19 protein-coding genes are annotated in these 21,979 nt (G+C 40.7%); 10 read left to right on the top strand and 9 right to left on the bottom strand.

Going from position 1 to position 21,979, the window contains the following annotated elements:
- Positions 1 to 169 precede the first annotated feature (169 nt).
- From PSE60_RS15630 to allD, 5 genes are all read right to left on the bottom strand, one after another.
- The gene (locus PSE60_RS15630) at positions 170 to 1,048 is read right to left on the bottom strand and encodes an aspartate/glutamate racemase family protein (protein ID WP_196724405.1); all 879 of its coding nucleotides are present in this window, start codon (positions 1,046 to 1,048) and stop codon (positions 170 to 172) included.
- Positions 1,049 to 1,083: 35 nt separating this feature from the next.
- Positions 1,084 to 1,662, bottom strand: coding sequence for a 2-oxo-4-hydroxy-4-carboxy-5-ureidoimidazoline decarboxylase (gene uraD, locus PSE60_RS15625; protein WP_272665977.1), 579 nt, complete (start codon positions 1,660 to 1,662; stop codon positions 1,084 to 1,086).
- 157 nt (positions 1,663 to 1,819) lie between these two features.
- On the bottom strand, positions 1,820 to 2,605 hold the full coding sequence (gene allE / locus PSE60_RS15620; RefSeq protein WP_004261565.1) for a (S)-ureidoglycine aminohydrolase: 786 nt from the start codon (positions 2,603 to 2,605) through the stop codon (positions 1,820 to 1,822).
- A 58-nt stretch (positions 2,606 to 2,663) separates the two neighbouring features.
- Positions 2,664 to 3,896 (bottom strand): allantoate deiminase, encoded by a 1,233-nt coding sequence (gene allC / locus PSE60_RS15615; RefSeq protein ID WP_112307246.1) that lies wholly within the window; start codon positions 3,894 to 3,896, stop codon positions 2,664 to 2,666.
- A gap of 235 nt (positions 3,897 to 4,131) precedes the next feature.
- Positions 4,132 to 5,178, bottom strand: a complete 1,047-nt coding sequence (gene allD / locus PSE60_RS15610) for an ureidoglycolate dehydrogenase (RefSeq protein WP_004261559.1) — start codon at positions 5,176 to 5,178, stop codon at positions 4,132 to 4,134.
- A 358-nt stretch (positions 5,179 to 5,536) separates the two neighbouring features.
- Between allD and fdrA the strand changes: the two genes are divergently transcribed.
- From fdrA to PSE60_RS15585, 5 genes are read left to right on the top strand one after another with little or no spacing between them, the layout of a single operon-like run.
- A complete protein-coding gene (gene fdrA, locus PSE60_RS15605) occupies positions 5,537 to 7,207 on the top strand; it encodes an acyl-CoA synthetase FdrA (protein WP_036958432.1) in 1,671 nt (556 codons plus the stop codon).
- A 10-nt stretch (positions 7,208 to 7,217) separates the two neighbouring features.
- Positions 7,218 to 8,483 carry a DUF1116 domain-containing protein gene (locus PSE60_RS15600; RefSeq protein ID WP_094962122.1) on the top strand — a complete coding sequence of 422 codons (1,266 nt, stop codon included), beginning with the start codon at positions 7,218 to 7,220 and terminating at the stop codon, positions 8,481 to 8,483.
- Between the two features lie 32 nt (positions 8,484 to 8,515).
- Positions 8,516 to 9,328 (top strand): DUF2877 domain-containing protein, encoded by an 813-nt coding sequence (locus tag PSE60_RS15595; protein WP_104872850.1) that lies wholly within the window; start codon positions 8,516 to 8,518, stop codon positions 9,326 to 9,328.
- A 25-nt stretch (positions 9,329 to 9,353) separates the two neighbouring features.
- Positions 9,354 to 10,256 carry a carbamate kinase gene (locus PSE60_RS15590; protein WP_104872849.1) on the top strand — a complete coding sequence of 301 codons (903 nt, stop codon included), beginning with the start codon at positions 9,354 to 9,356 and terminating at the stop codon, positions 10,254 to 10,256.
- A 33-nt stretch (positions 10,257 to 10,289) separates the two neighbouring features.
- Positions 10,290 to 11,126, top strand: coding sequence for an aldo/keto reductase (locus PSE60_RS15585; RefSeq protein WP_004261547.1), 837 nt, complete (start codon positions 10,290 to 10,292; stop codon positions 11,124 to 11,126).
- An 11-nt stretch (positions 11,127 to 11,137) separates the two neighbouring features.
- Here the strand turns inward: PSE60_RS15585 and allS are convergent, their stop codons facing one another.
- On the bottom strand, positions 11,138 to 12,064 hold the full coding sequence (allS, locus tag PSE60_RS15580; protein WP_196719142.1) for an HTH-type transcriptional activator AllS: 927 nt from the start codon (positions 12,062 to 12,064) through the stop codon (positions 11,138 to 11,140).
- Between the two features lie 324 nt (positions 12,065 to 12,388).
- Here allS and PSE60_RS15575 point away from each other — a divergent pair, with 324 nt between their 5' ends.
- The 5 genes from PSE60_RS15575 (at position 12,389) to glxR (ending at position 17,401) form a co-directional block, all read left to right on the top strand.
- On the top strand, positions 12,389 to 12,874 hold the full coding sequence (locus PSE60_RS15575) for an ureidoglycolate lyase (RefSeq protein ID WP_004261541.1): 486 nt from the start codon (positions 12,389 to 12,391) through the stop codon (positions 12,872 to 12,874).
- Positions 12,875 to 12,948: 74 nt separating this feature from the next.
- Positions 12,949 to 13,758, top strand: coding sequence for an IclR family transcriptional regulator domain-containing protein (locus tag PSE60_RS15570; RefSeq protein ID WP_094962123.1), 810 nt, complete (start codon positions 12,949 to 12,951; stop codon positions 13,756 to 13,758).
- Positions 13,759 to 13,935: 177 nt separating this feature from the next.
- A complete protein-coding gene (gcl, locus tag PSE60_RS15565) occupies positions 13,936 to 15,717 on the top strand; it encodes a glyoxylate carboligase (RefSeq protein ID WP_004261535.1) in 1,782 nt (593 codons plus the stop codon).
- Between the two features lie 12 nt (positions 15,718 to 15,729).
- Positions 15,730 to 16,506, top strand: coding sequence for a hydroxypyruvate isomerase (gene hyi / locus PSE60_RS15560; protein WP_004261532.1), 777 nt, complete (start codon positions 15,730 to 15,732; stop codon positions 16,504 to 16,506).
- Between the two features lie 13 nt (positions 16,507 to 16,519).
- On the top strand, positions 16,520 to 17,401 hold the full coding sequence (gene glxR, locus PSE60_RS15555) for a 2-hydroxy-3-oxopropionate reductase (RefSeq protein WP_094962124.1): 882 nt from the start codon (positions 16,520 to 16,522) through the stop codon (positions 17,399 to 17,401).
- A gap of 191 nt (positions 17,402 to 17,592) precedes the next feature.
- Here the strand turns inward: glxR and PSE60_RS15550 are convergent, their stop codons facing one another.
- The 3 genes from PSE60_RS15550 to PSE60_RS15540 all read right to left on the bottom strand — a co-directional run bounded on the left by PSE60_RS15550 (position 17,593) and on the right by PSE60_RS15540 (position 21,914).
- The gene (locus PSE60_RS15550; protein ID WP_094962125.1) at positions 17,593 to 18,888 is read right to left on the bottom strand and encodes a uracil/xanthine transporter; all 1,296 of its coding nucleotides are present in this window, start codon (positions 18,886 to 18,888) and stop codon (positions 17,593 to 17,595) included.
- A 70-nt stretch (positions 18,889 to 18,958) separates the two neighbouring features.
- A complete protein-coding gene (gene allB / locus PSE60_RS15545) occupies positions 18,959 to 20,323 on the bottom strand; it encodes an allantoinase AllB (protein WP_272660707.1) in 1,365 nt (454 codons plus the stop codon).
- 100 nt (positions 20,324 to 20,423) lie between these two features.
- The gene (locus PSE60_RS15540; protein WP_004261518.1) at positions 20,424 to 21,914 is read right to left on the bottom strand and encodes an allantoin transporter; all 1,491 of its coding nucleotides are present in this window, start codon (positions 21,912 to 21,914) and stop codon (positions 20,424 to 20,426) included.
- Positions 21,915 to 21,979 lie beyond the last annotated feature (65 nt).

Below are 21,979 nucleotides of genomic sequence, written 5' to 3'. Positions count from 1 at the left end.
GTAAATTATAATTAGTCTATTAGTAATTAAACTAAAAAAGGCCCACATGCCTAATGCGGGCCATAATATTTTTCGGTTAACATAAGTTTTAATATCCATCTTCATTAATTGAGACGTATTCATATAGATATTAATAGTACCTTCGATAAATTCATTGGTGTAATTTTAACTAATCTGTTGTTTTTTTTAAAAGAAAATCAGAAAGTTCTGGTGATAAATTTTGGCTGCCCATTTTAGGTGATGGCGTTTGCTGGTTACGATTTGGCTGGGGAACGTACTTTGCTAGAGTGAGTGCCGTTGAAATGGTTACTGCGAGATTATCAATCAGTGGAACACTTACTCGCTCATGAAGGATTGCGGGGAAACCTGCGAGTGCAGCTCCCCCCAAAATGACACAGGATGCCCCATCTTTTTGTGCACAGGTATCGCTGAGTTTCACTATCATTTCATAAGCTTTATCTGGATTGTTAACGATTTCTGCACCTGTCATTGAAACAGTTCTCACGGAAGCTAACCGGTTTGCTAGGCCAAAATTTTCAACTTGTTTTTCCAAAATAGGCTTCCATTTTTTGCCTCCCGAGAGAATTGAAAATTTACGTCCAAATAGCAGGGCAGTGGACAGAGATGCTTCGAGTAAGCCGATGACGGGAAAAGGCACCATCTCTTGTAAAATAGAGGCTTCGCCGCAGCCGAAACCAGCAATAATCGCGGCATCAAATTGTGCGTCTTTTTTAAGTTGTTTAGCCATCATATCAATGAGTGAATGCATTGCGATACCGATAGCAACCTCGCTGCCGATATAGTCAGGCCCAAAACTGGATGTTAGCCCAACAACCTCGACATTATCTCCTGCAGCTTTACGTGTTTCAGAGACGATGAGCTGAGTAAATTTCTCAGAAGTATTTGGATTAAGGACTAATAAACGTATTTTTTTCATTAAATTATTGGCCGTTGAGTCGGTAGATGCGATAGTTTTTTGGGTAACCGCTATAGTCGCTAAAGCCGATGCTCCGAGTATAAAATTTCTACGGCTGCTATTCATATTCATTTGAACTGTCCTTAGTTGAAATAACATAAATGTGATTATTGAACGGTATCTAATAAACGAAATAGGACAATCTTGTATTCTTGCTGTAAGGCAATTTTAAATTCTAGATCTCTGGAATTATTGATTCTGGTTTTAAGAGAAGAGAAAATTTGTTGTTTAGTGGCTTTTTTAACGGCCAATAAAAAAGGGAAACCAAATTTTTCATTATATTCTTTATTTAATTTAGCTAGTTCTTTGGCCTCTTCCTCTGTGCATTCATTGAGCCCAGCACCTGATTGTTCCCCTTGTGATAAGGCTGCGATGTTATTATTGCGCAAATTTTTGCACGCTAATTGAGGATGAGATTTAATGAGCTCTAATTGTTTCTCTGCTCCCGATTTTTCAACCACATTAACAAGATCAATATACATATTAACAAACCCAGTAAAAGGGCGTTTAGAGGCACTTTCGACAATAGGCCACGTTGTATCTTCAAAAATATTCGAGAATGTTTTTTCGTAATCATTAACACTCATTTTATTTACTTCATCAATATTATAAACTTGACTGGCAGTTACATAGTGTGCAGAAAGTAACAAAGGCAAAGAAATTAAAGCGCATTTAATTAATTTCATATCTATTCCTTTATATAATGGTAAAGTTGATTTTAATTTTAAAGAAATCAAAGGCATTATTTATTAATGCCTTTGATTGCGAGTGAGACTATTCTGTTTTCTTACAATTCAAATAATTTAGAATATAGATAATGAATTGCAAAATAGTTATTTGAAATTATAGTTCAATATCACGGTTACAATCTTTAGAATAAATATAGCTAAATTCTTCGTCGCCAACAGCATAACCTGCTTGCAGTGCATATGATGCCATAAAAATATAATCGCCTTTCTTGACAGGAACCCAATCATTATCGAGGTTATACATACCTTTACCCGATAATATTAACGCACCATGTTCTTGATAATGGGTTTCGATATAACCATGGCTAGCACCTGGTTGGAAGGTTAGAATATGGATATTCATATCAAAACCAAGGTCTTTAGGTAATAAGTCTTGTAAATGAACGTTGTGCATTCCTTCATAATCAATTTTAGGAAGCTCATTGACGTTACCACAAACCACGTGTGCTTTATGGCCCTCTGTTGGTTCATAAACGCGTTTGTATAAAAATATTTGTGAAGGGTTACCCTTGTTATTATTTTTAAAGCGCATGGTGACACCCGCTGGGCAATACAGGTAACCACCTTGGGTTAATTTATGTTCATCTTTATCAGAATAAGCAATTAGTTCGCCTTCAATGACATAAATAATACATTCAATTTTACCGCCACCAAAACCCGCTAAGTTACCACCTTCATTGAATAAGGTTCCGACGTAGTCAACAAAGCTAGCTCCTAATTTTGGGGTGGATAAAATTGTCATATTACAGTCAGTAAAACCGGGAATGATATTACAAACAACCCCGTTAGGTGGAATGATGGCATAATTATCTTTTTTGATAATTGCACGTGACGCCAAAATATCATTTGGGTAGCCAATTTGATTATCTAAATAACCCATTTTAACCTCTCCTAAGTAATTTCATTATTTGTTGTTTTGGCTATATGTTGCAGAACATCTATTCCAGATAGGCCAATTTATATAAAACTTCCGTCAGTAATTTCACTCCTTCAGCGAGATCGCTTAATGTAGTGGCTTCCGCAGGATTATGGCTGATCCCTTTAATGCTGGGAACGAACATCATGACGGTTGGAACAATAGGGGCAAATATTTGTGAGTCATGGCCAGCACCACTGTGCATGACTTTATAGCTATATTGATTTTCATCACAAATTTTTTTTACGAAAGTAACTAGCTGCTCATCCATTGGAATTGGTGCTTCGTCCATCCAGAGGTCGATTTTTACCTCAATACCCATTTCAGCGCAAATTCGTTGAATATCGTTCTCTATCATAGCGGTGAATTCAACTAGCGTTGCTTTATCGGTATGGCGACAATCAATCGTAAAATCAGTTTGGCCTGGGACCACATTCACCGTATTTGGGTGGGGAACTACTCGACCAAAAGTGAGTACTAATGGGTCACCATACTGTTTGGCTTTTTCAGTGGATTCATAACAAATACGGCTGAAGGCACAGATAGTATCTTTGCGATACCCCATTGGCGTTGTGCCTGCGTGATTGGCTTCACCTTTTAAGGTTATATTGTAACGACGTTGACCAACAATGCTATTCACAACGCCAATTGTAATATGTTCACGTTCAAGAACGTTACCTTGTTCAATATGTAATTCAACAAAGGTTTTAATATCACTGCGAGGTTTTTGGTTGGCGGGGCGAAATTTAAAACCAGCTTGCGACATTGCGTCGACAAAATTGACCCCTTCAGCATCTGAAATATGTTTAACGTCTTCCTTTTTGGCGATACCGACAATATTTTTGCTACCCCAGTACACGTAAGGGAAGCGGCTACCTTCTTCTTCCGCTAAGGAAACAACCTCTAATGTTCTGAGTGGCTGGCCATATGTTTTTTGCAGATAATCTAAAGCTATAAAGGCGGCTTCAATTCCGAATTGCCCGTCTAGATTTCCACCATTAATAACGGTATCGATATGTGATCCTGATAAAATCACTTGATCTGGATATTTACGGCCCTTGAGTTGACCAAACAGATTGCCAATATCATCGTAATAGGCATATAGACCTGAACTTTCGAATGCATTTTTTAACGCTTTTTGTGCACTAACCCATTCTTGAGTATAAAGCAGGCGCGTCATGCCATTATTTTCTACCGCGCCGTGTTGAGACAGCCAATTTGAAGTTTCTTTAACTTCTTTTGTAAAGTCCTTCATATTCATACCACCTAGTGATTTTTATACTGTGTGCTGTAGCAACAAAACAGTTTGTGTTGTCACTAAAGCGCGATATTTGTTTTCATAGGCAAAAGAAAATAATTAATGGTTCTACTGTATCTTTGTTATATTTGGCAAGGAACCCCTAATCTCTTATTTATCGAGTGATTAGGGGTAGAACGATGCAATAAATATTGGCAGGAGATCCGATTAATCATCGTATTTCCGTATTTATTTAGCTGGCAAATGGTGATTTATTGTCATAGGATTTTTGGTAAATATCATCAGAAACCAAATAATCATAAATTTCATCGACAATATCGATACCATTTACTTCACTTTGTTTTTCTCTTGCTAAGCTATTTTGTCCTGGGAATTGAACCTTATCGAAGCCTGGAGCAGGCTTAACGGCATTGAGTTCATTCATGACTTGAGTGATGTGTTTGCGGAACATCACAGGATCAGTAAAATAAGCAGGGTTGATAACAATATGTAATTGGCCCAGCTCTCTTCCTTGCGTTAAATCGTGGTACATGGAACTGACGTGTTTACCAAAAGGCAGTCCAAGTAATACACCGGAGAGAATATCGACCATCATCATCAAGCCATAACCTTTAGGCCCTGCAATTGGGACTAATGCCGTTACTGCAAATGGATCTGTTGTTGGGTTACCGTCTTTATCTACAGCCCAAGTATCTGGAATTTTTGCATTTTTTGAACGAGCATCTAACACTTTGCCCCAGGCTTGTACGGTAGTCGCCATATCAAAAGTGATATTATCTGTTTCACCCGGCGCTGAGAATGCGATAGGGTTAGTACCATAGTAGGTTTCAGCACCACCATAAGGAACCACCATCGGGTCTGACTGACAAACTGAAATACCTATCATGCCAGCACTAGAAGCCTGTTGAACAAAATAAGATAATGAGCCGCTGTGACCTATACGGCGCACTCCTACCACTGCAATCCCATTTTCTTCTGCCATTTTAATGGCTTCGTCCATACTCAGTTTTGCAGCAACGTGGCCTGCGCCGTTATCACCGTCAAAGACAGCACTACAAGGACCTGTTTTATCAAAAGTAAAATTAGGTGAGTTATTTGTGCCACCTTTCGAAATGCGCTCTGCATAATATTCGACACGCACTGCACCGTGGGAGTGAATACCCTTTGCATCGGCATGGACAAGAACATCAGAAACGATATCAGCATGATCTTTAGATAATCCTGCTGCATGGATTTTATTAGCGATGAGCTGATGGAGTTTTTCTTTAGAAACTTTCATACATAAATAACCCTTTAGTGTTTTCGAAGTTTAATAAAACTCTTTGCTGATACCAATGTAACAACTAAATTATCTATAAATGTGATCTAGATTATTTTTATTTGATTTTATAAAAAATTATGCAAATAGCCCCTTAATTATTAGAACGAATCTAATAGTTTTAAATTTGGTGTTTTTTCTTTTAATGTCCAGTGTATTTTAAAGGAATTTCTAACAATATATAAAGTGTGAGCATTCTCAACTTATTTGTAAGGTTTATTTGTAATTTTATTTTTCAATAAATGCCTATTTACTTTTTCATCTCATATATTGAGTAAATAAAACTTCAATTAATAAAAGTTGTTTAAAGGATGTCACTATGATCCATGCTTTCATAAAAAAAGGGAGCTTCCAAGATTCAGTGAGCTTAATGCTGATATCTCGAAAACTAAGTGAATCTCCAAATGTTTCAGAAATCTCCGTCATGATGGGAACACCAGCAAATAAGTCGTTACTTGATGCGACCGGATTTTGGCATTCATCCTTTGATGAAGCAACACCGAATGATATCTGTGTTGCGATTAAAACTGAATCTGCAGATACCGTTATTGTTGATGAAATTGCACAAGCGCTGGATGAATCACTCAAAGCATTGGCTCAAGGACAGCAGCAAACGGGGAAAAAACTCCAGCGTGTTCGTAGTTGGCGAATGGCCAAGAATAAGCTTCCAAATGCCAATGTTGTATTAGTTTCTATTGCAGGGGAGTTTGCCGCAGAGCTGGCTGACCAAGCATTAGATGATGGCTGTAACGTCATGATGTTCTCCGATAATGTGTCGCAAGCGGATGAGCGTAGATTAAAACTGAAAGCAAGCGAACGTGGTCTGATAGTGATGGGACCAGACTGCGGTACGGCTTACTTAGCCGGGGCACCATTAGCGTTTTCTAACGTAGCACCACAAGGAAACATCGGCATTATTGGGGCATCGGGAACTGGTATTCAAGAGCTGATATCTCAAATTACGCTTGCGGGACAAGGTATCACCAATGCGATTGGATTAGGTGGTCGTGATTTAACGGCGGAAATTGGTGGAGTCAGTGCCATGACCGCCATTGAATTACTCGCATCTGATCCGCAGAGTGATGTTATCGCCTTTGTTTCTAAGCCTCCAGCCAAAGAAATCCGTAGCAAAGTGATTGATAAGCTTAAGGCTCAAGGAAAACCAGTTGTCGCATTATTCCTCGGGACAAAACCCGAAATCAAACAGGATGGAAATTTATACTTTACTGAAACATTGGATGAAACTGCACGTGTTGCGGCCATGCTTGGCCGTGTTGAAAAAGCAGCAGCATTTCAACCGCAAGCAAAGGGCAAGAAAATTTCAGGCCTATATGCTGGGGGGACACTCGCGGCTGAGTGCGCAATGTTATTGGCAGAAAAATTAGGACTGCAAACAGACGCAGCTCACGATCAGGGAATGATGCTTAATCAAGATGGCCACAGAATTATTGATTTAGGTGATGACTTTTATACACAAGGCAAGCCTCACCCAATGATTGACCCTTCTACTCGCAACCAGCAAATTGCTGCGTTTGCTCAGAAAAATGATGTTGGGGTGTTATTGCTGGATGTGGTTATTGGTTACGGTGCTCAAATAGATTCCGCGCAAACACTAGCCAAAGAAATCAAAGCATTAAGAGAAAGTCGTCCAAGTAGCTCACCGATTGCGGTTATCGCTACCGTGACGGGGACTGAGCAAGATCCTCAAGTGCGCTCCGAACAAATCGCTTATCTAGAAGAGGCCGGTATTGCGGTGATGAATTCACTGCCTGAAGCGGTGACGCTGGCATGCAATATTATCTCTCCACCTGTGATTGTATTCCCCCAAAAAGAACAAGATATCCTGCAAAGCGTTTCGGTCATTAACGCGGGCGTACGCAGCTTTGCGGATGACTTACAAGCCAATGATATTCCAGTTGTTCACTACCAGTGGGCTCCAGTCGCTGGTGGGAATAAAAAATTAGCTAATATTCTGAAAAAATTGAAATAAGGGTTTGGATATGTACTCAACGATTGAAGAAGCAAATACCGCAGTAATTGAACGTATTCGTGCCGCTCGTCCTTTTTGGCAAAGTGTTGAACCTGCAAAAGATCTCATCCCAACTTTGCAACAAGGCAAAAAATTACTGCATGCGGGCCCACCTGTAACTTGGGAAGAAATGAGTGGTCCAGTGCGTGGTGCTTGTATCGGTGCGTGTTTATTCGAGAAATGGGCCGATAATGAAGATCAAGCACTTAACCTATTGAATAATGGCGAGATTGAATTTATTCCTTGTCACAGTGTAAAAGCAGTGGGGCCAATGGGGGGAATTACTTCCGCCAACATGCCTATGTTAGTTGTCAAGAATATGACCCATGGCAACGTTGCATACTGCAACATGAATGAAGGAATCGGTAAAGTCATGCGTTTTGGGGCATATGGTGAAGATGTGCAAGTACGTCATCGCTGGATGCGTGATTCATTAGGTCCTGTTCTGAAAAAAACCTTACAAACGTTAGAAAATGGCATTGATTTAACGGCGGTGATGGCACAAGGCATTACCATGGGTGATGAATTCCACCAACGCAACATTGCCACTTCAGCATTGTTATTAAGACAACTGGCACCAATCATGAGTGCGCTGGATATCGATAAAACTGAACTTCAGCAAGTGATGCAATTTTTAAGTATCACAGACCAATTTTTCCTCAATCTTGCAATGGCTTACTGCAAATCGGCGATGGATGCTGGCGCTGAAATTCAGCATGGCACCATTGTGACCGTATTAACGCGTAATGGTAAAAACTTTGGTGTGAAAATCAGCGGTATGGGTGATCAGTGGTTTACTGCGCCAGTTAACACACCGGAAGGTCTCTTTTTCTCAGGTTACAGCCAAGCTGATGCCAACCCAGATATTGGTGACAGCGCAATCACTGAGGCGTTCGGTATCGGCGGTGCAGCGATGGTAGCAGCACCGGGTGTTACACGTTTTGTTGGTGCAAGTGGTGGTATGAGCGCCGCATTAGATGTGTCTGAGGAAATGACTGAAATTTACTTAGAACACAACATGATGCTGCAAATTCCGACTTGGGATTTCCAAGGCGCGTGTATTGGGCTGGATGCGCGTAGAGTCGTTGAAACGGGTATAACACCGCTCATCAATACAGGGATCGCACATAAAGAAGCAGGGATTGGTCAGATTGGTGCGGGTACGGTAAGAGCACCACTGGCTTGCTTTGAAAAAGCGATTGTTGCGCTAGCTGAAAAAATGGGTATCAGCGAATAAATCGATAATTTTCACTCTGAAGGAGTTTAAAAATGATCATGCAAGCACTGTCCGTTAGCGCTCACTTACCTAAAGAAACAGGAATATTGAATTGCGTTGGACGCTTTAATCATGCACTTAATTTTGTCACTCCTTCAGGTGAATTATTGACATTACATCGCTATGGTCGAGGATTAAGCCCAATGGGCTGGATGGTCTCTGATACTGATTTTCAAGCTATTTTTAATGATGAGAATGAGTTTGTTGAGTATAAAAACGATCGATTGGTCAGCCCTAACTGGCAACTCATTGCGCCAAAAGAACACTTATCGCTCAAGTTGGTGCCACAAAAACTCCCTGATGGAACGTTTACAGCGCTATGGGATATCTTAAGGCAATCGAAAGCGAAAAGTGGTTTACACGGCAGTTTGAGTGAAGCGACAACCGGCCCATTATGTCGAGAGCTAAAAGAATTAAAAGCAAACTATCAACGATACCTTCAAGGTGAACGTATTGATTGGCAGTCGATAATTGGAAGAGGGCCGGGGTTAACACCAAGCTTTGATGATATCTTAATAGGTATGCTATTGGTCACCTTTCTTAATCCAGAGATTGACAGCGACAGCTTACCAAACTTTTTTCAAGATACTCCTTCTTTAGGGTCATTAACGACTCTGGTCAGTGTGAACTATTTACGTTTTGCTTCCCAGGGCATCTTTTCTACTCCACTACAAACATTAGCAACTGCGTTAGTGCAGCCGATGAAATTATCACAGGCGGTTCGCTTGCTGCTTCAGGTCGGCCATTTTTCTGGTGCGGATACGTTAATAGGCGTGTGGTTAGCGGGTATGGATGAAATGGGTTAACGTTCGCGAATAAACAAGGACAAACATGGAAACTATTGTTATCGCCTTAGGTGGCAATGCATTACTGCAGCGTGGAGAAGTGCTTTCCGCTGAAAATCAATACCAAGCTATCGCATCGATTGCGGGTACTTTGGGGCAACTTGCACAAAAATATCGTGTGGTGATTGTACATGGCAATGGGCCTCAAGTCGGGCTATTGGCCTTGCAAAATTTAGCTTATACCGATGTTCCTGCTTATCCTTTGGATATTTTAGTGGCCGAAAGTCAGGGAATGATTGGATATATGCTGATGCAAGAACTGGGACGCAAGCACCCTAAACAGCCAGTAGCAACGCTGCTCACTCGTGTTGAAGTTGATAGCAATGACCCTGCTTATCAAAACCCCACTAAATACATTGGCCCTGTGTATGACAAGCAGGAAAAAGAAAGCTTAGAAGCTGAGCTAGGTTGGGCGATTAAACCCGATGGCAAATATTATCGTCGGGTTGTTCCATCTCCTCAACCTAAAGCCATTCTGGAAATTGATGCCATCAAATGCTTATTAGATCAAAAGCATATTGTCATCTGTAATGGTGGCGGTGGTGTTCCTGTTATTCAGCAGGATAATGGATTTTGTGGGAGTGAGGTGGTTATCGATAAAGATTTATCCTCCGCACTATTAGCAGAAGTGCTTGAGTCTGACCACCTAATTATTCTAACCGATGCGGATGCCGTCTATCGGAATTGGGGAACTCCTGAGCAAAGCGTGATTAGATGCGCAACGGTAGCAGAGGTTGCCCCTATGGCAATTGATGATGGTTCTATGGGACCGAAATTGATGGCGGTCAGCCGTTTTGTACAGCGTTCTGGTAAACCTGCTTATATTGGTGCGTTAAAGCAAATAGATGCTATCTTGAAAGGAGAGGCAGGCACTAGAATTATACCATAGTGATTAATTGCTTTGATAATCAAGGAAGTATTAATGAAAAACGTTTCATTTGGTCATGATGTTTTACCCGCAATTGGCATGGGTAGTTGGAATTTGGGGCAGCAGCGGAAAAGTGCAAAAGAAGAAATTGAAGCGATACAAGCAGGCCTTGATGTAGGCTTAAAATTAATTGATAGCGCTGAAATGTATGGCAATGGGGCTTCTGAACAGTTAATTGGTAAAGCAATTTCAGGACGACGCGATGAAACGTTTTTAGTATCAAAAGTTTATCCCTTCAATGCCGGAGGTAAAGCATTAGTTAATGCTTGTGAGGCATCTTTACGCCGGTTAAAAACGGATAGGCTTGATCTTTACTTGCTGCATTGGGCTGGCGATATTCCTCTCGAAGAGACTATTAATGGTTTCGAAAAACTGCAATCTGCTGGGAAAATTCGTTATTGGGGAATATCTAACTTTGATATCAATGAACTGCAAGATATGTACGATCACCTCGCGGGTGGACGTTATTGTGCGACAAATCAGGTGCTATATAACCTTGGTAGCCGCGGTATTGATTATTCATTACTTAACTGGTGTCGGCATAAAAAAATGCCATTAATGGCTTATTCACCACTCGGCAGCGGCAATCAATTACTTAGACATCCAACGTTGAAGATGATTGCGCAAAAATATCAGGTCGTGCCAGCAACGGTTGCATTAGCGTGGGTGATCCGTGGCGATGGGATCGTTGCTATTCCTGAGTCAGGTAGCAGGGCGCATATGTTGCAAAATGCGCACGCTTGCCAGTTAGTATTAGACAACGACGATATTGCTTTATTGGATGAAAGCTTTCCACCGCCAACACATAAGCAATATCTGGATATTTTGTAATTCATTCAACGTTATTTTGTTGCTGGGTCAATTGGGCTCAGCAAGCTTTGGATGATGGGATCGCGCAGTTTGAACAGTTTCACGACCGTTTTTAATACTTCCCCTTGCTGATTGCTATTCCAAGCTAAGGATAAGGGGGACGGTCTTCTAGGCCTTTTTATTGATTTCTCAATCAGTTGTTGGTTTTGAATATAGGGTTTGCAAATAGAGGCAGGTAAAAAGCCGATCCCCGTTCCTTTTAGGTGACAGAGTACTTTGGTTTTCATATCAGGCACTTTGATTTCTCGTTGGCCTGATAATAGCCATGCAGTGCGTTTGGATAAAACTTGCGAGGTATCTTCCACATTGATAGTCGGGTAACAACGCAGTTGTTCATCGCTAAGAATACCATCAATAGAGGCAAGTGGGTGTTGATTGGCAACTGCAAAGACCCAATTGATTTTGCCTAAAAACAAGGTATTCATGTCGCTGTCCAATGATTCAGAACCTGGGACACCGATTGCAATATCACATTTGTTACTGAGTAGGGCATCCCATACCCCCATATACACTTGCCGAGTGATATTAAGGCGGGTGAAAGGAAAGCGCTCGGTTAGGTGTTGGAGTAGGTCAGCGACGGCATTTGGCTCATAGAGTAAGTTATTAATTGCAATCGTAATTTCTTGCTCGACACCTTCATTAATCAGCCGTAACTGATTTGGCATATTACTTAACCAGTTATACCATTCGCGGCAATGTTCAAGGAGATATTCCCCCGCAGATGTTAGGTTAACGGTTCGTGTCGTTCGAGTGAAAAGCTGGACTCCAACATATTCTTCTAAGATTTTGATCCGGTAACTGATAGTTGCAGTACTTTTGTAGAGTTGTTTTGCGGCTTGAGAAAAGCTCTGACACTGCGCAACAGTGATAAAGGTTGTCATCGTTTCTTGATCTAACATGTTTGTATCTCCCTAAAGTCAAAGGAAAAACCAATTTATAATATTTTTTAGATCTGCATTTTGTTTCACGTCATCCATTAAGTAGGCTTCATCATAATTGAAAGTGATAAGTATAAATTCTGGAGAATTGTTAGTAATTATTATCTTACTGAATATTAAGGAATTATATATAAAATAAAATGAAAAACTGTGACCTGTGATTTTTTATGGAAAAATTTTCCAAAAAATGATGTTAAATGTAATACAACCTGATAAACTGATTTTGTCATGTAGGTGGTTGTACAAAATAGTGGCTTAAAATTTTTAGTGTGTTAGGAGAAAATAATGGAACTTGTTCTATCTGATCTGACACCGGAAGCGTTTGCCCCCTATGGAGACGTCATCCAAGTTGAAGGATCTGAATTTTTTCATATCAATGATGGTACGACAGAACGTTATCATGCTTTAGGTAAGGCAGAGATTACAGATGCAAGTCCCGTTCTGATGAGTATTAGCCGTTCAGAACCTATTGATATGCCAATGAATGTTAAGCTTTTAGAAAAGCATCCGCTTTCCAGCCAAGCTTTTATCCCAATGAATGGTGAGCGTTTCATTGTGGTGGTTGCTGAGCCAGGGGATGATATCCCAGTTGATACCTTACGAGCATTTATCACCAATGGTAAGCAGGGTGTAAACTATCACCGTGATGTTTGGCATCATCCGATTTATGCATTTCAATCACAAACGGATTTTTTAACGGTAGATAGAGGCGGTGCTGACAATTGTGTCGTTAAGGATCTCCCTGAGCCTTGTCAAATAGTTTTTCCTTAACTACTCTATTGGGCAATAAGGGCTAGGTAATATAATTCCTTTCTGCCGATAGCAAACATAAAAGGTAAAAATAAATGACTGAACCACGCACAAAAGGAAGACCACAGACAGATAAAAGTTCGCCAAAAGGTGCGCAAGCACTTGAGCGCGGGTTAGATATTCTTCAATTTCTGGCTAACTCAGGTGGTAGCTCATCAGTCTCTGTTTTATCTGAGCAGTTAGGTTTGCCTTTATCAACGACATTTCGCTTGCTGAAAGTCCTTGAGCAATCAGAGTTTATTTTTCAAGACTCACAGCTTGGCTGGTGGCATATCGGTCTGCAATCATTCACAGTTGGGGCCACATATATGAATGATAGGGACGTCGTATCAGTTGCTGGGCCATTTATGCGCAGGCTAATGTTGCTATCAGGGGAAACGGCAAACTTGGCTATTCGTAATAATTTAGATGCTGTTTTAATTCGCCAATGCGAATGTCATGCGTTAGTGAGAATGTGTGCACCGTTGGGGAGTCGTTTACCATTACATGCATCAGGGGCTGGTAAGGCATTATTGTTCCCACTTGATGAAGAGGAAATGTTAGAGCTTGTCACACGCTCTGGTTTACAAGAATTCACCCCTAAAACTATCACCAGCATTAATGTGTTGAGAAAGGCGTTAGGGCATTATCAAGAACTGGGTTATGTCATTGATAATGAAGAACATGCTCTGGGTCTTAATTGTTTAGCGGCACCTATATTTGATCGTAATAATTCAGTGATAGCAGCAATATCTATTTCGGGCCCTAGTGCAAGGGTAACTGAAGAACGTTTTACTGAGCTAGGGGAACTGGTTCGTGACGTTGCTGCGGATATCAGCGCGGCATTAGGTGAGCGCCAATCATAAAGACCAGAGATCAGCGGGTGTTAATCATCCGCTAAAAAGAGGCTATTTAACAGGTGGTTAGCAGGTGATCAATGAGCTGACCAACCAACGAGTACAGAATACATAGATAATCCGTTTTTAAAACGGTTTTTTTAGACAAAAAATAAAGTTGGAAAAATTTTCCAAATAGGAGTTGTTATGGCTAAGATGCGCGCAGTTGATGCTGCAATGTATGTACTGGAAAAAGAAGGGATCACAACCGCATTCGGTGTTCCTGGAGCCGCAATAAACCCATTCTATAGTGCGATGCGTAAGCATGGTGGGATCAAACACTATCTTGCTCGTCACGTAGAAGGTGCTTCTCATATGGCTGAGGGATACACGAGAGCAAATCCGGGTAACATTGGAATGTGTCTTGGTACATCAGGTCCTGCGGGAACGGATATGATCACAGCATTATATTCCGCCTCTGCTGATTCAATTCCTATTTTGTGCATTACAGGCCAAGCACCAAGAGCTAAATTGCATAAAGAAGATTTCCAAGCAGTCGATATCGAGTCTATCGCAAAACCGGTCACCAAAATGGCTACAACGGTGTTAGAGCCCGCATTGGTTCCTCGAGTATTGCAGCAAGCTTTTCATTTAATGCGTTCTGGTCGTCCTGGACCCGTATTAATTGACCTACCTTTTGATGTGCAAGTCGCTGAAATTGAGTTTGACCCAGAGACTTATGAACCATTACCTGCTTACAAGCCAGCGGCAACAGTTGCTCAGGTTGATAAAACACTGGATATGTTATTCGCGTCGAAAAAGCCACTGATTATCTCCGGTGGCGGCGTTATTAACGCGGACGCGGCAGATAAGCTGCAAGAGTTAGCTGAAATCTGTAACGTGCCAGTCATTCCAACTTTAATGGGTTGGGGAACTATCCCTGATGACCACAAATTAATGGCAGGTATGGTGGGCTTACAAACGGCTCACCGTTATGGAAATGCCACTTTATTAGAATCTGATTTCTTATTAGGCGTCGGTAACCGCTGGGCGAACCGACACACTGGTTCTGTAGAAAAATATGTTGGTGACCGTAAAACAGTACATATTGATATCGAGCCTACACAAATTGGCCGTATTTTCTGCCCTGATTTAGGGATTGTCTCCGATGCTAAAGCGGCGTTAGCGCTCTTGGTTGAGCGAGCAAAAGCACGTAAACAAGCGGGGGCTTTACCTGATTACAGCAAATGGGTAGATGAGTGCCAAGCGCGTAAACGTACTCTGTTACGTAAAACGCATTTTGACAATGTACCTGTGAAGCCACAGCGTGTTTATGAGGAAATGAACAAAACATTTGGCCGCGATGTTTGCTATGTCACAACCATTGGTTTATCGCAAATTGCAGCCGCTCAAATGTTGCATATCTTTAAACCGCGTCACTGGATCAACTGCGGTCAAGCGGGCCCATTAGGTTGGACTTTACCTGCTGCATTAGGGGTATGTGCCGCTGATCCTAAACGTAAGGTCGTTGCCGTATCAGGGGATTATGACTTCCAATTTATGATTGAAGAATTGGCGGTCGGGGCTCAGTTCAAATTGCCATATATCCATGTATTAGTGAACAACGCTTACTTAGGTCTGATCCGTCAATCACAACGTGGCTTTGATATGGATTATTGCGTCCAGCTTTCCTTTGAAAATATCAATAATGATGCCATTGGTGAATACGGTGTTGATCACGTCAAAGTGGTTGAAGGCTTAGGTTGTAAAGCTATTCGTGTCTTTAAACCAGAAGATATTGCGCCAGCATTCAAACAAGCTGAAAAACTCATGAAAGAATTCAGTGTGCCTGTTGTTGTGGAAATCATTCTAGAGCGCGTCACAAATATCTCCATGGGAACCGAGTTGGATAATGTGACTGAATTCGAAGAGATAGCAACTTCTGAAGCCGATGCGCCAACCGCGACCGCATTTTATCAATATAAATAAGGATGCGAGAAAATGACCAAGTTTGCAGCTAACTTATCCATGTTATTTACTGAAGCAGAGTTTATGCAGCGCTTTAAATTGGCGGCTAAAAATGGCTTCAAAGCCGTAGAATATATGTTTCCTTATGATTTTCCAGCACAGTCTATCAAGCAAGAGTTAGATGAAAATAAACTGACTCAAGTTCTTTTTAACCTTCCAGCGGGTGATTGGAATGGTGGCGAAAGAGGCATTGCTTGTTTGCCTGAAAGGCAAAAAGAGTTTCAAGAAGGCGTCAAAAAAGCAATTGAATATGCAAACGTCTTGAATTGTAAACAAATTAACTGCTTAGTGGGGCGTAAAGACTCATCTCTTAGTGAAGAAAAAACGATGGAAACCCTCGTAGCAAATCTTCGTTATGCGGCTGAGCAGTTAGAAAAAGAGAATATACGTTTACTGGTAGAAGCTGTGAATACATACGATATTCCAGGTTTCTATTTGAATAAATCAGCTCAGGTCGAAGATGTAATTAAGCGTGTCGGTCATGCCAATATTTACTTCCAATATGACATTTACCATATGCAGCGAATGGAAGGTGAGCTAACTGAGACAATGAAACGTTTATTAAAGCATATTTGCCACATTCAACTCGCAGATAACCCTGGCCGTCATGAGCCAGGAACGGGTGAGATTAATTATACCTATTTATTTAAACAGCTAGAACAGATGGGCTTCACAGGCTGGATCGGTTGCGAATATAAGCCTGCGACAACAACAGAAGCGGGTTTAGGCTGGATGAAACCGTATTTATAATTAGGAGAGTATCATGAAATTAGGCTTTATCGGTTTAGGAATTATGGGTGGCCCAATGGCTGCTAACTTATTAAAGGGTGGTCATGAGCTAGCTGTAAATACTCGTGGGCAAATTCCGGCTTATCTTACAGATGAAGGGGCAAAGACATTTTCATCAGCTAAAGAAGTGACTGAAAACGCTGATGTTATCTTTGTTATGGTGCCAGATACCCCTCACGTTGGGGAGGTACTATTTGGTGAGAACGGCTGTGCATCTACAGCGTTGAAAGGCAAAATCATTGTGGATATGAGCTCCATATCCCCGATTGAAACCAAAGAATACGCTAGAAAAGTCAATGAATTAGGTGGCCAGTATTTAGATGCACCGGTTTCCGGTGGTGAAGTTGGCGCTAAGCAAGGCACATTAAGCATTATGGTGGGTGGTGAAGACTCGACTTTTGCTAAGGTAAAACCGCTATTTGAATTAATGGGTAAAAATATCAGTTTGGTGGGCGGAAATGGGGATGGGCAAACCTGTAAGGTTGCCAACCAAATTATCGTTGCATTAACCATTGAAGCTGTTTCTGAAGCATTAGTTTTTGCGTCAAAAGCAGGGGCCAATCCTGCACGCGTTCGTGAAGCATTAATGGGCGGATTTGCATCCTCGCGTATCCTTGAAGTTCATGGCGAGCGCATGGTAAAACGCATATTTGACCCAGGATTTAGGATCTCTTTACATCAAAAAGACTTAAATCTTGCTTTACAGGGTGCGAAGGCATTATCGATGAGCTTACCGAATACCGCGACCTGTCAGGAACTCTTCAATTTATGTGCCGCACATGGCGGTCAAGATAATGACCATTCAGCCTTAATCAAGGCAATTGAAATTATGGCTAACCATAAATTAGGAGACTAATACTTAGTCTAATTGTTTGAATGTAATGATCCTCATGTTTTAAGTGTAAATGTAAGTAGTAAGCAGTTTAACTAGTCGTTTATTTGCCCCATGTATCTGGGGCTTTTTTTTTGCATAGCATTAAGTGAATAAAAAAGAGGTAATATAATTAATGCATATTACCTCTATAAAATCTTACTTATTTATCTTTTCTATTTTATAGCATCCCACTTAAATATATTTTCAAGAATAATAGAAATAATAATTCCCATTAATAACCCATTTGTGATGATAGGCCTTACTATCAATGGAATATCTTGCATGTAAGTTGGAGGAACACTCATCAAAAATATGCCAATAAAAATAGGCAAAGCAAGCCGATAAATATTGCGCGGGTTTAAATCTAAAATACGAATAAATAACAAAGAAGACCAAAGCAGAGGTAAGTAAGTGACCATCATCACGGTACTACTGATCACTAAAGGAAAGGTAGAAAAGAACCCTGACAAAACGGGAACGAAACTAATAACAAAGAATAACAAACTACCAATAATAAAGGGCTTTTTACTAAAATCGTTGGTTTGAGTAATGAGCCCTATTGAAGAAACAAATGGCGCGAAAGGCACAATTCCTAGTGGTGAACAGGCAAAAGTGAGCGCACCAGAACTAATAAAACTACGACGATACATGGCTGGCGTTGCTGGCGAATCTGGATGAAATAAATCTGTTCCCTTAATCGCGCCAAACGTATTGGACGTATTTAGTAGTGAGGCAATAACACAGGTTGTGACAATACCATAATTGATAGTTTCAATTTTTCCGAGAGGGAATAGCTGCCAGCCAATGCCACTCACGCCTGTTGAGCCACTTCGAAAGATAACTGAAAATAATAACCAACCCAATATTGAGCCAATCAGTACAGCATATTTATTAATATGACGAGGGAGTAAGACAATAATTCCAATGATCAATACCATGATAAATAAAGCTAACAAGAATGTATTGAAATTAATATGGACAATATCTGTTGTGGCACTAAAAGGTAAGCCCAACATACCTTTTAAAAAAATAGTAATTAAGTTAGCGCCGAGTAACAGCATGAATACTGCCATCACACCAGGCGAAAATAGCAGAGCCAAATACTTTCCTGCTCCACTCAAACCGATAATGACAGTGATGATCCCTGCAATGGCAATTCCCACTGCAAAACTACCACCAATAACCTCTAATGGTGTTCCTTGAGCAGACTCTGCAAATGCAACAGATAAAATCGTTCCCCACCACAGCCCCGCAGGACCTTCCATGATAGAGCGCTTGTGTCCGAAAATAGCTTGAATTAAGCAAGCCAGTGATGTGGCTAAAAAAGCATACTGGGTAATTGTGTAAGTGGCGGCATTGCTCAGATGAAATGCAGATTGTAATGTAGGAGGTATAACGACTGTATTACAGAAAATAAAAAAGAACCATTGCAAGCCTGATAACATATTATCTTTGTTCAAACTAAACATAAATTACATCCTGTTATAAATAACAATACAGCACACCCAGTAAAGAGTGTGCTGTATTATTTACATCATATTACTGTTGGTGTTTTAAAATAAATTGCCCGATAGGCGTTTCACGAACACCAGTATTAATATCGTAGATAGTTTCTCCGCGTAAAATAGTGCGTGCAACTTGTGCACCTATTTTGCGCCCTACATAAGGGCTGACTTTATGGCGATACTCTAAATCTTGAGCTTTTAATTCATAAGGTGAGTTTGGCTTGATGAACACGAAATCTGCATCTTTACCAACGGTAATGGAGCCTTTATGCTTAAGGCCGAAGATCTTAGCTGCATTAGTTGCCATTAATTTGGCAAATAATGGGAGTTCCATTCCACGTTTTTGCACTGCTTCATCAAACATCAAGTCAACACAGCTTTGCATCCCTGCAATTCCACCCCAAGCTTTGAATACATGACCCGCTTTCATATCTGGTGGGCATGGTGAGTGGTCAGAACCTAAACAGTCGATTTCACCATTAAACAGTTTTTCCCACATGCCTTCTTGGTTCGCTTCATCACGAATCGGTGGTGAGCATTTTGCTAAATTACCAATTTTTTCAAACTGATTAGTTGTTAAGGCAAAATAGTGAGGGCAAGATTCTGAGGTAACATCCTGTCCTTCATTACGTGCCTTAGTCACTTCAGCAACGCCTTCAGGGCTACTGATATGGCAAATATGTATTGGGCAATTAGCCACTTTTGCCAGATATAGCACGCGGCGAATTGCCTCAATTTCAGTATATACAGGGCGCGAGGCTACATAGTCGTGAGCAGTTATGCGTCCTTGAGCTTCAGCTTCTCGACCTAATTCATCACAGATTGATGCATTTTCACAGTGAACTAATACACGAGAGTCGTTAAATTTACTGATAATTTCTGCACCACGTAAAAACTGAAAGTCATCAACATCACGGAAGTCATTATCAATAGTTTTGTCACCACAGGTGGCAACAAAGCATTTGAAGCCAACAACACCCACTTCATCTAGCTCGTGCAGTCTCTCGAGATTATAAGAGACTAAACCGCCAAATTGGGCTGCATCTACTGACAGTTTACCTGCGGCAGCGTCGAATTTTATTTGAATACTTTCACGGTCAACGGTTGCAGGTAGCTGATTTAATGGCATTTCGATGATAGTTGTGATGCCACCTTTTGCTGCTGAACGCGTCCCTGTTTCATAGCCTTCCCAATGTGTTCTTCCTGGTTCCGAAATGTGGGCATGAGAGTCAACCATACCTGGTGAAACGACTAGGCCTTCGGCGTTTATTTCTTCTTTTGCACCAGATAAACCAGAGCCAATAGCGGCAATTTTGCCATTTTTTACCGCGACATCTGTTTTAATTGCTTCGTTTTCAAGAATGACAGTACCGTTTTTAATGATTAAATCGTATGACATAGGGTATTCCTTAGATAAGATTATAATTTCATTTATTAACATTACTGTTCAGCGTGTTTTCAATATATTAAAACGGGCTGAATAGGGTATTTAATTCAGATTACATTGGGTTTTTTATGCCGATATCTGAATCATTCGTAGCTTTTACTTTATTTTCAACCACCTTAGTGGTGTCTTTTTTGAATAAAGAGTAGAGAACAAAGGCCAATATGACGCCAGCAAACCAAGACACTCGTGATATAGGCTCTAATACAGGGATGAATTTTCCACCAAGGGAGAAAATAACTGCAATAACAGTGACAACGAAAGCGGTAATATTAAATCCGTGCTCATAGAATTTATAATCGCCTGCACGGGTATATAAGACATCTAAATTAATATTTGTACGCATTACGATGAAATAATGCGATAGCATGACACCAATAACTGGACCTAAAATACCGCCAATAATATCCAAGAAAGTATAAATACTGTCCTGATTCTCAATTAGTTTCCAAGGCATGATTAATACGCTGATAACGCTGGCAATAATAACGCCGTGACGATAAGTGAGTTTGGATGGGTACAGTGCAGCAATTTGGTATCCTGCAGGAATAATATTACCAGCAGCGTTGGTGGAAATTGTCGCCATCAGAATAACGACTACCGCAAAGAGTGAGGCATATAAACTATCCCATTTTTGAACAATATCAAGTACGTTCCATGTATCAACGCCGTAGTGAATACTGGCGCCGGCTAAAATACATACGCTACTAATGGCAAAGAGCAAGTAAGCCACTAACAGGCCAGCGGTTTGTCCAATGGCTTGTTGTTTAAAACTAGTCGAATATTGAGTGAAATCAGAAGCATTTACCGCAGGAGCTGCCCAGACAGCGACAACACTATTAATAACGATAAAGAAAAAGAATACTTTACTTGGCGTTTCACTAATACCATTTGGGATATAATCCAAAATAGGTTGAATGCCCACTAAAGAAACTGACCAAATTGCCATACCACCAAACAAAATATAAATACAGGGGTTAAGAATGGCAGTAAGTTTATTTAATACCTTGCCTCCACCTAGTCCTATGGCAACATTCATTGCCCAGAAAATGATGAAAACAATAAAGGCTGGAATGGTAACCCCCATATAGGTTTCACCATTGCCTATATTTAAAAATTCAGGCCAAATTTTCCCGATTAATATTAATAGCGCTAATGAACCAGTAAAGCATTGTAAGCCAAACCACATAATAGCAGCAATACAGCCTCTTAATACGCCAGGAAAGAGTGAGCCTTTAATTCCATAAGATGCCCGAAGTAGCATCGGGAATGGGATACCATATTTAGACCCCGCCGCACCATTCATTACCATAACGAAAGCGATGCATATTGCGCTTAGTGCGATGGCAAACATAATGTTCAAAGTAGAAAGGCCTAGAATAAAAAAACCGCCAACCATTAGATAATTTGGGACATTGTGTACGGAACCCATCCATAGCGTAAAGTAGTTAAATGTTTTCCATGTTCGTTGCTCCGGTGTTTTAGGTAATAAATCATTTGTATAACCACGTTCACGATAAATCTCTTTTTCTTCTGAATAGTTCATATATGAGTCCTTCCACGCATATAATTTAAATTTGAAAGCGAGAGATTTAACTAATCGAATTTTTA

It is taken from the genome of Providencia sp. PROV174 (genome assembly GCF_028480685.1).
GTDB classification, from domain to species: Bacteria; Pseudomonadota; Gammaproteobacteria; order Enterobacterales; family Enterobacteriaceae; genus Providencia; species Providencia rettgeri.
Note: the sequence above shows the minus strand (reverse complement) of the source record. Positions and strands in the feature narration are given on the sequence as shown.

Coding starts and splice junctions, on each gene's coding strand:
- PSE60_RS15630 (WP_196724405.1), bottom strand. CDS start 1,048: ATGAATATGAATAGCAGCCGTAGAAATTTTATACTCGGAGCATCGGCT.
- uraD (WP_272665977.1), bottom strand. CDS start 1,662: ATGAAATTAATTAAATGCGCTTTAATTTCTTTGCCTTTGTTACTTTCT.
- allE (WP_004261565.1), bottom strand. CDS start 2,605: ATGGGTTATTTAGATAATCAAATTGGCTACCCAAATGATATTTTGGCG.
- allC (WP_112307246.1), bottom strand. CDS start 3,896: ATGAAGGACTTTACAAAAGAAGTTAAAGAAACTTCAAATTGGCTGTCT.
- allD (WP_004261559.1), bottom strand. CDS start 5,178: ATGAAAGTTTCTAAAGAAAAACTCCATCAGCTCATCGCTAATAAAATC.
- fdrA (WP_036958432.1), top strand. CDS start 5,537: ATGATCCATGCTTTCATAAAAAAAGGGAGCTTCCAAGATTCAGTGAGC.
- PSE60_RS15600 (WP_094962122.1), top strand. CDS start 7,218: ATGTACTCAACGATTGAAGAAGCAAATACCGCAGTAATTGAACGTATT.
- PSE60_RS15595 (WP_104872850.1), top strand. CDS start 8,516: ATGATCATGCAAGCACTGTCCGTTAGCGCTCACTTACCTAAAGAAACA.
- PSE60_RS15590 (WP_104872849.1), top strand. CDS start 9,354: ATGGAAACTATTGTTATCGCCTTAGGTGGCAATGCATTACTGCAGCGT.
- PSE60_RS15585 (WP_004261547.1), top strand. CDS start 10,290: ATGAAAAACGTTTCATTTGGTCATGATGTTTTACCCGCAATTGGCATG.
- allS (WP_196719142.1), bottom strand. CDS start 12,064: ATGTTAGATCAAGAAACGATGACAACCTTTATCACTGTTGCGCAGTGT.
- PSE60_RS15575 (WP_004261541.1), top strand. CDS start 12,389: ATGGAACTTGTTCTATCTGATCTGACACCGGAAGCGTTTGCCCCCTAT.
- PSE60_RS15570 (WP_094962123.1), top strand. CDS start 12,949: ATGACTGAACCACGCACAAAAGGAAGACCACAGACAGATAAAAGTTCG.
- gcl (WP_004261535.1), top strand. CDS start 13,936: ATGGCTAAGATGCGCGCAGTTGATGCTGCAATGTATGTACTGGAAAAA.
- hyi (WP_004261532.1), top strand. CDS start 15,730: ATGACCAAGTTTGCAGCTAACTTATCCATGTTATTTACTGAAGCAGAG.
- glxR (WP_094962124.1), top strand. CDS start 16,520: ATGAAATTAGGCTTTATCGGTTTAGGAATTATGGGTGGCCCAATGGCT.
- PSE60_RS15550 (WP_094962125.1), bottom strand. CDS start 18,888: ATGTTTAGTTTGAACAAAGATAATATGTTATCAGGCTTGCAATGGTTC.
- allB (WP_272660707.1), bottom strand. CDS start 20,323: ATGTCATACGATTTAATCATTAAAAACGGTACTGTCATTCTTGAAAAC.
- PSE60_RS15540 (WP_004261518.1), bottom strand. CDS start 21,914: ATGAACTATTCAGAAGAAAAAGAGATTTATCGTGAACGTGGTTATACA.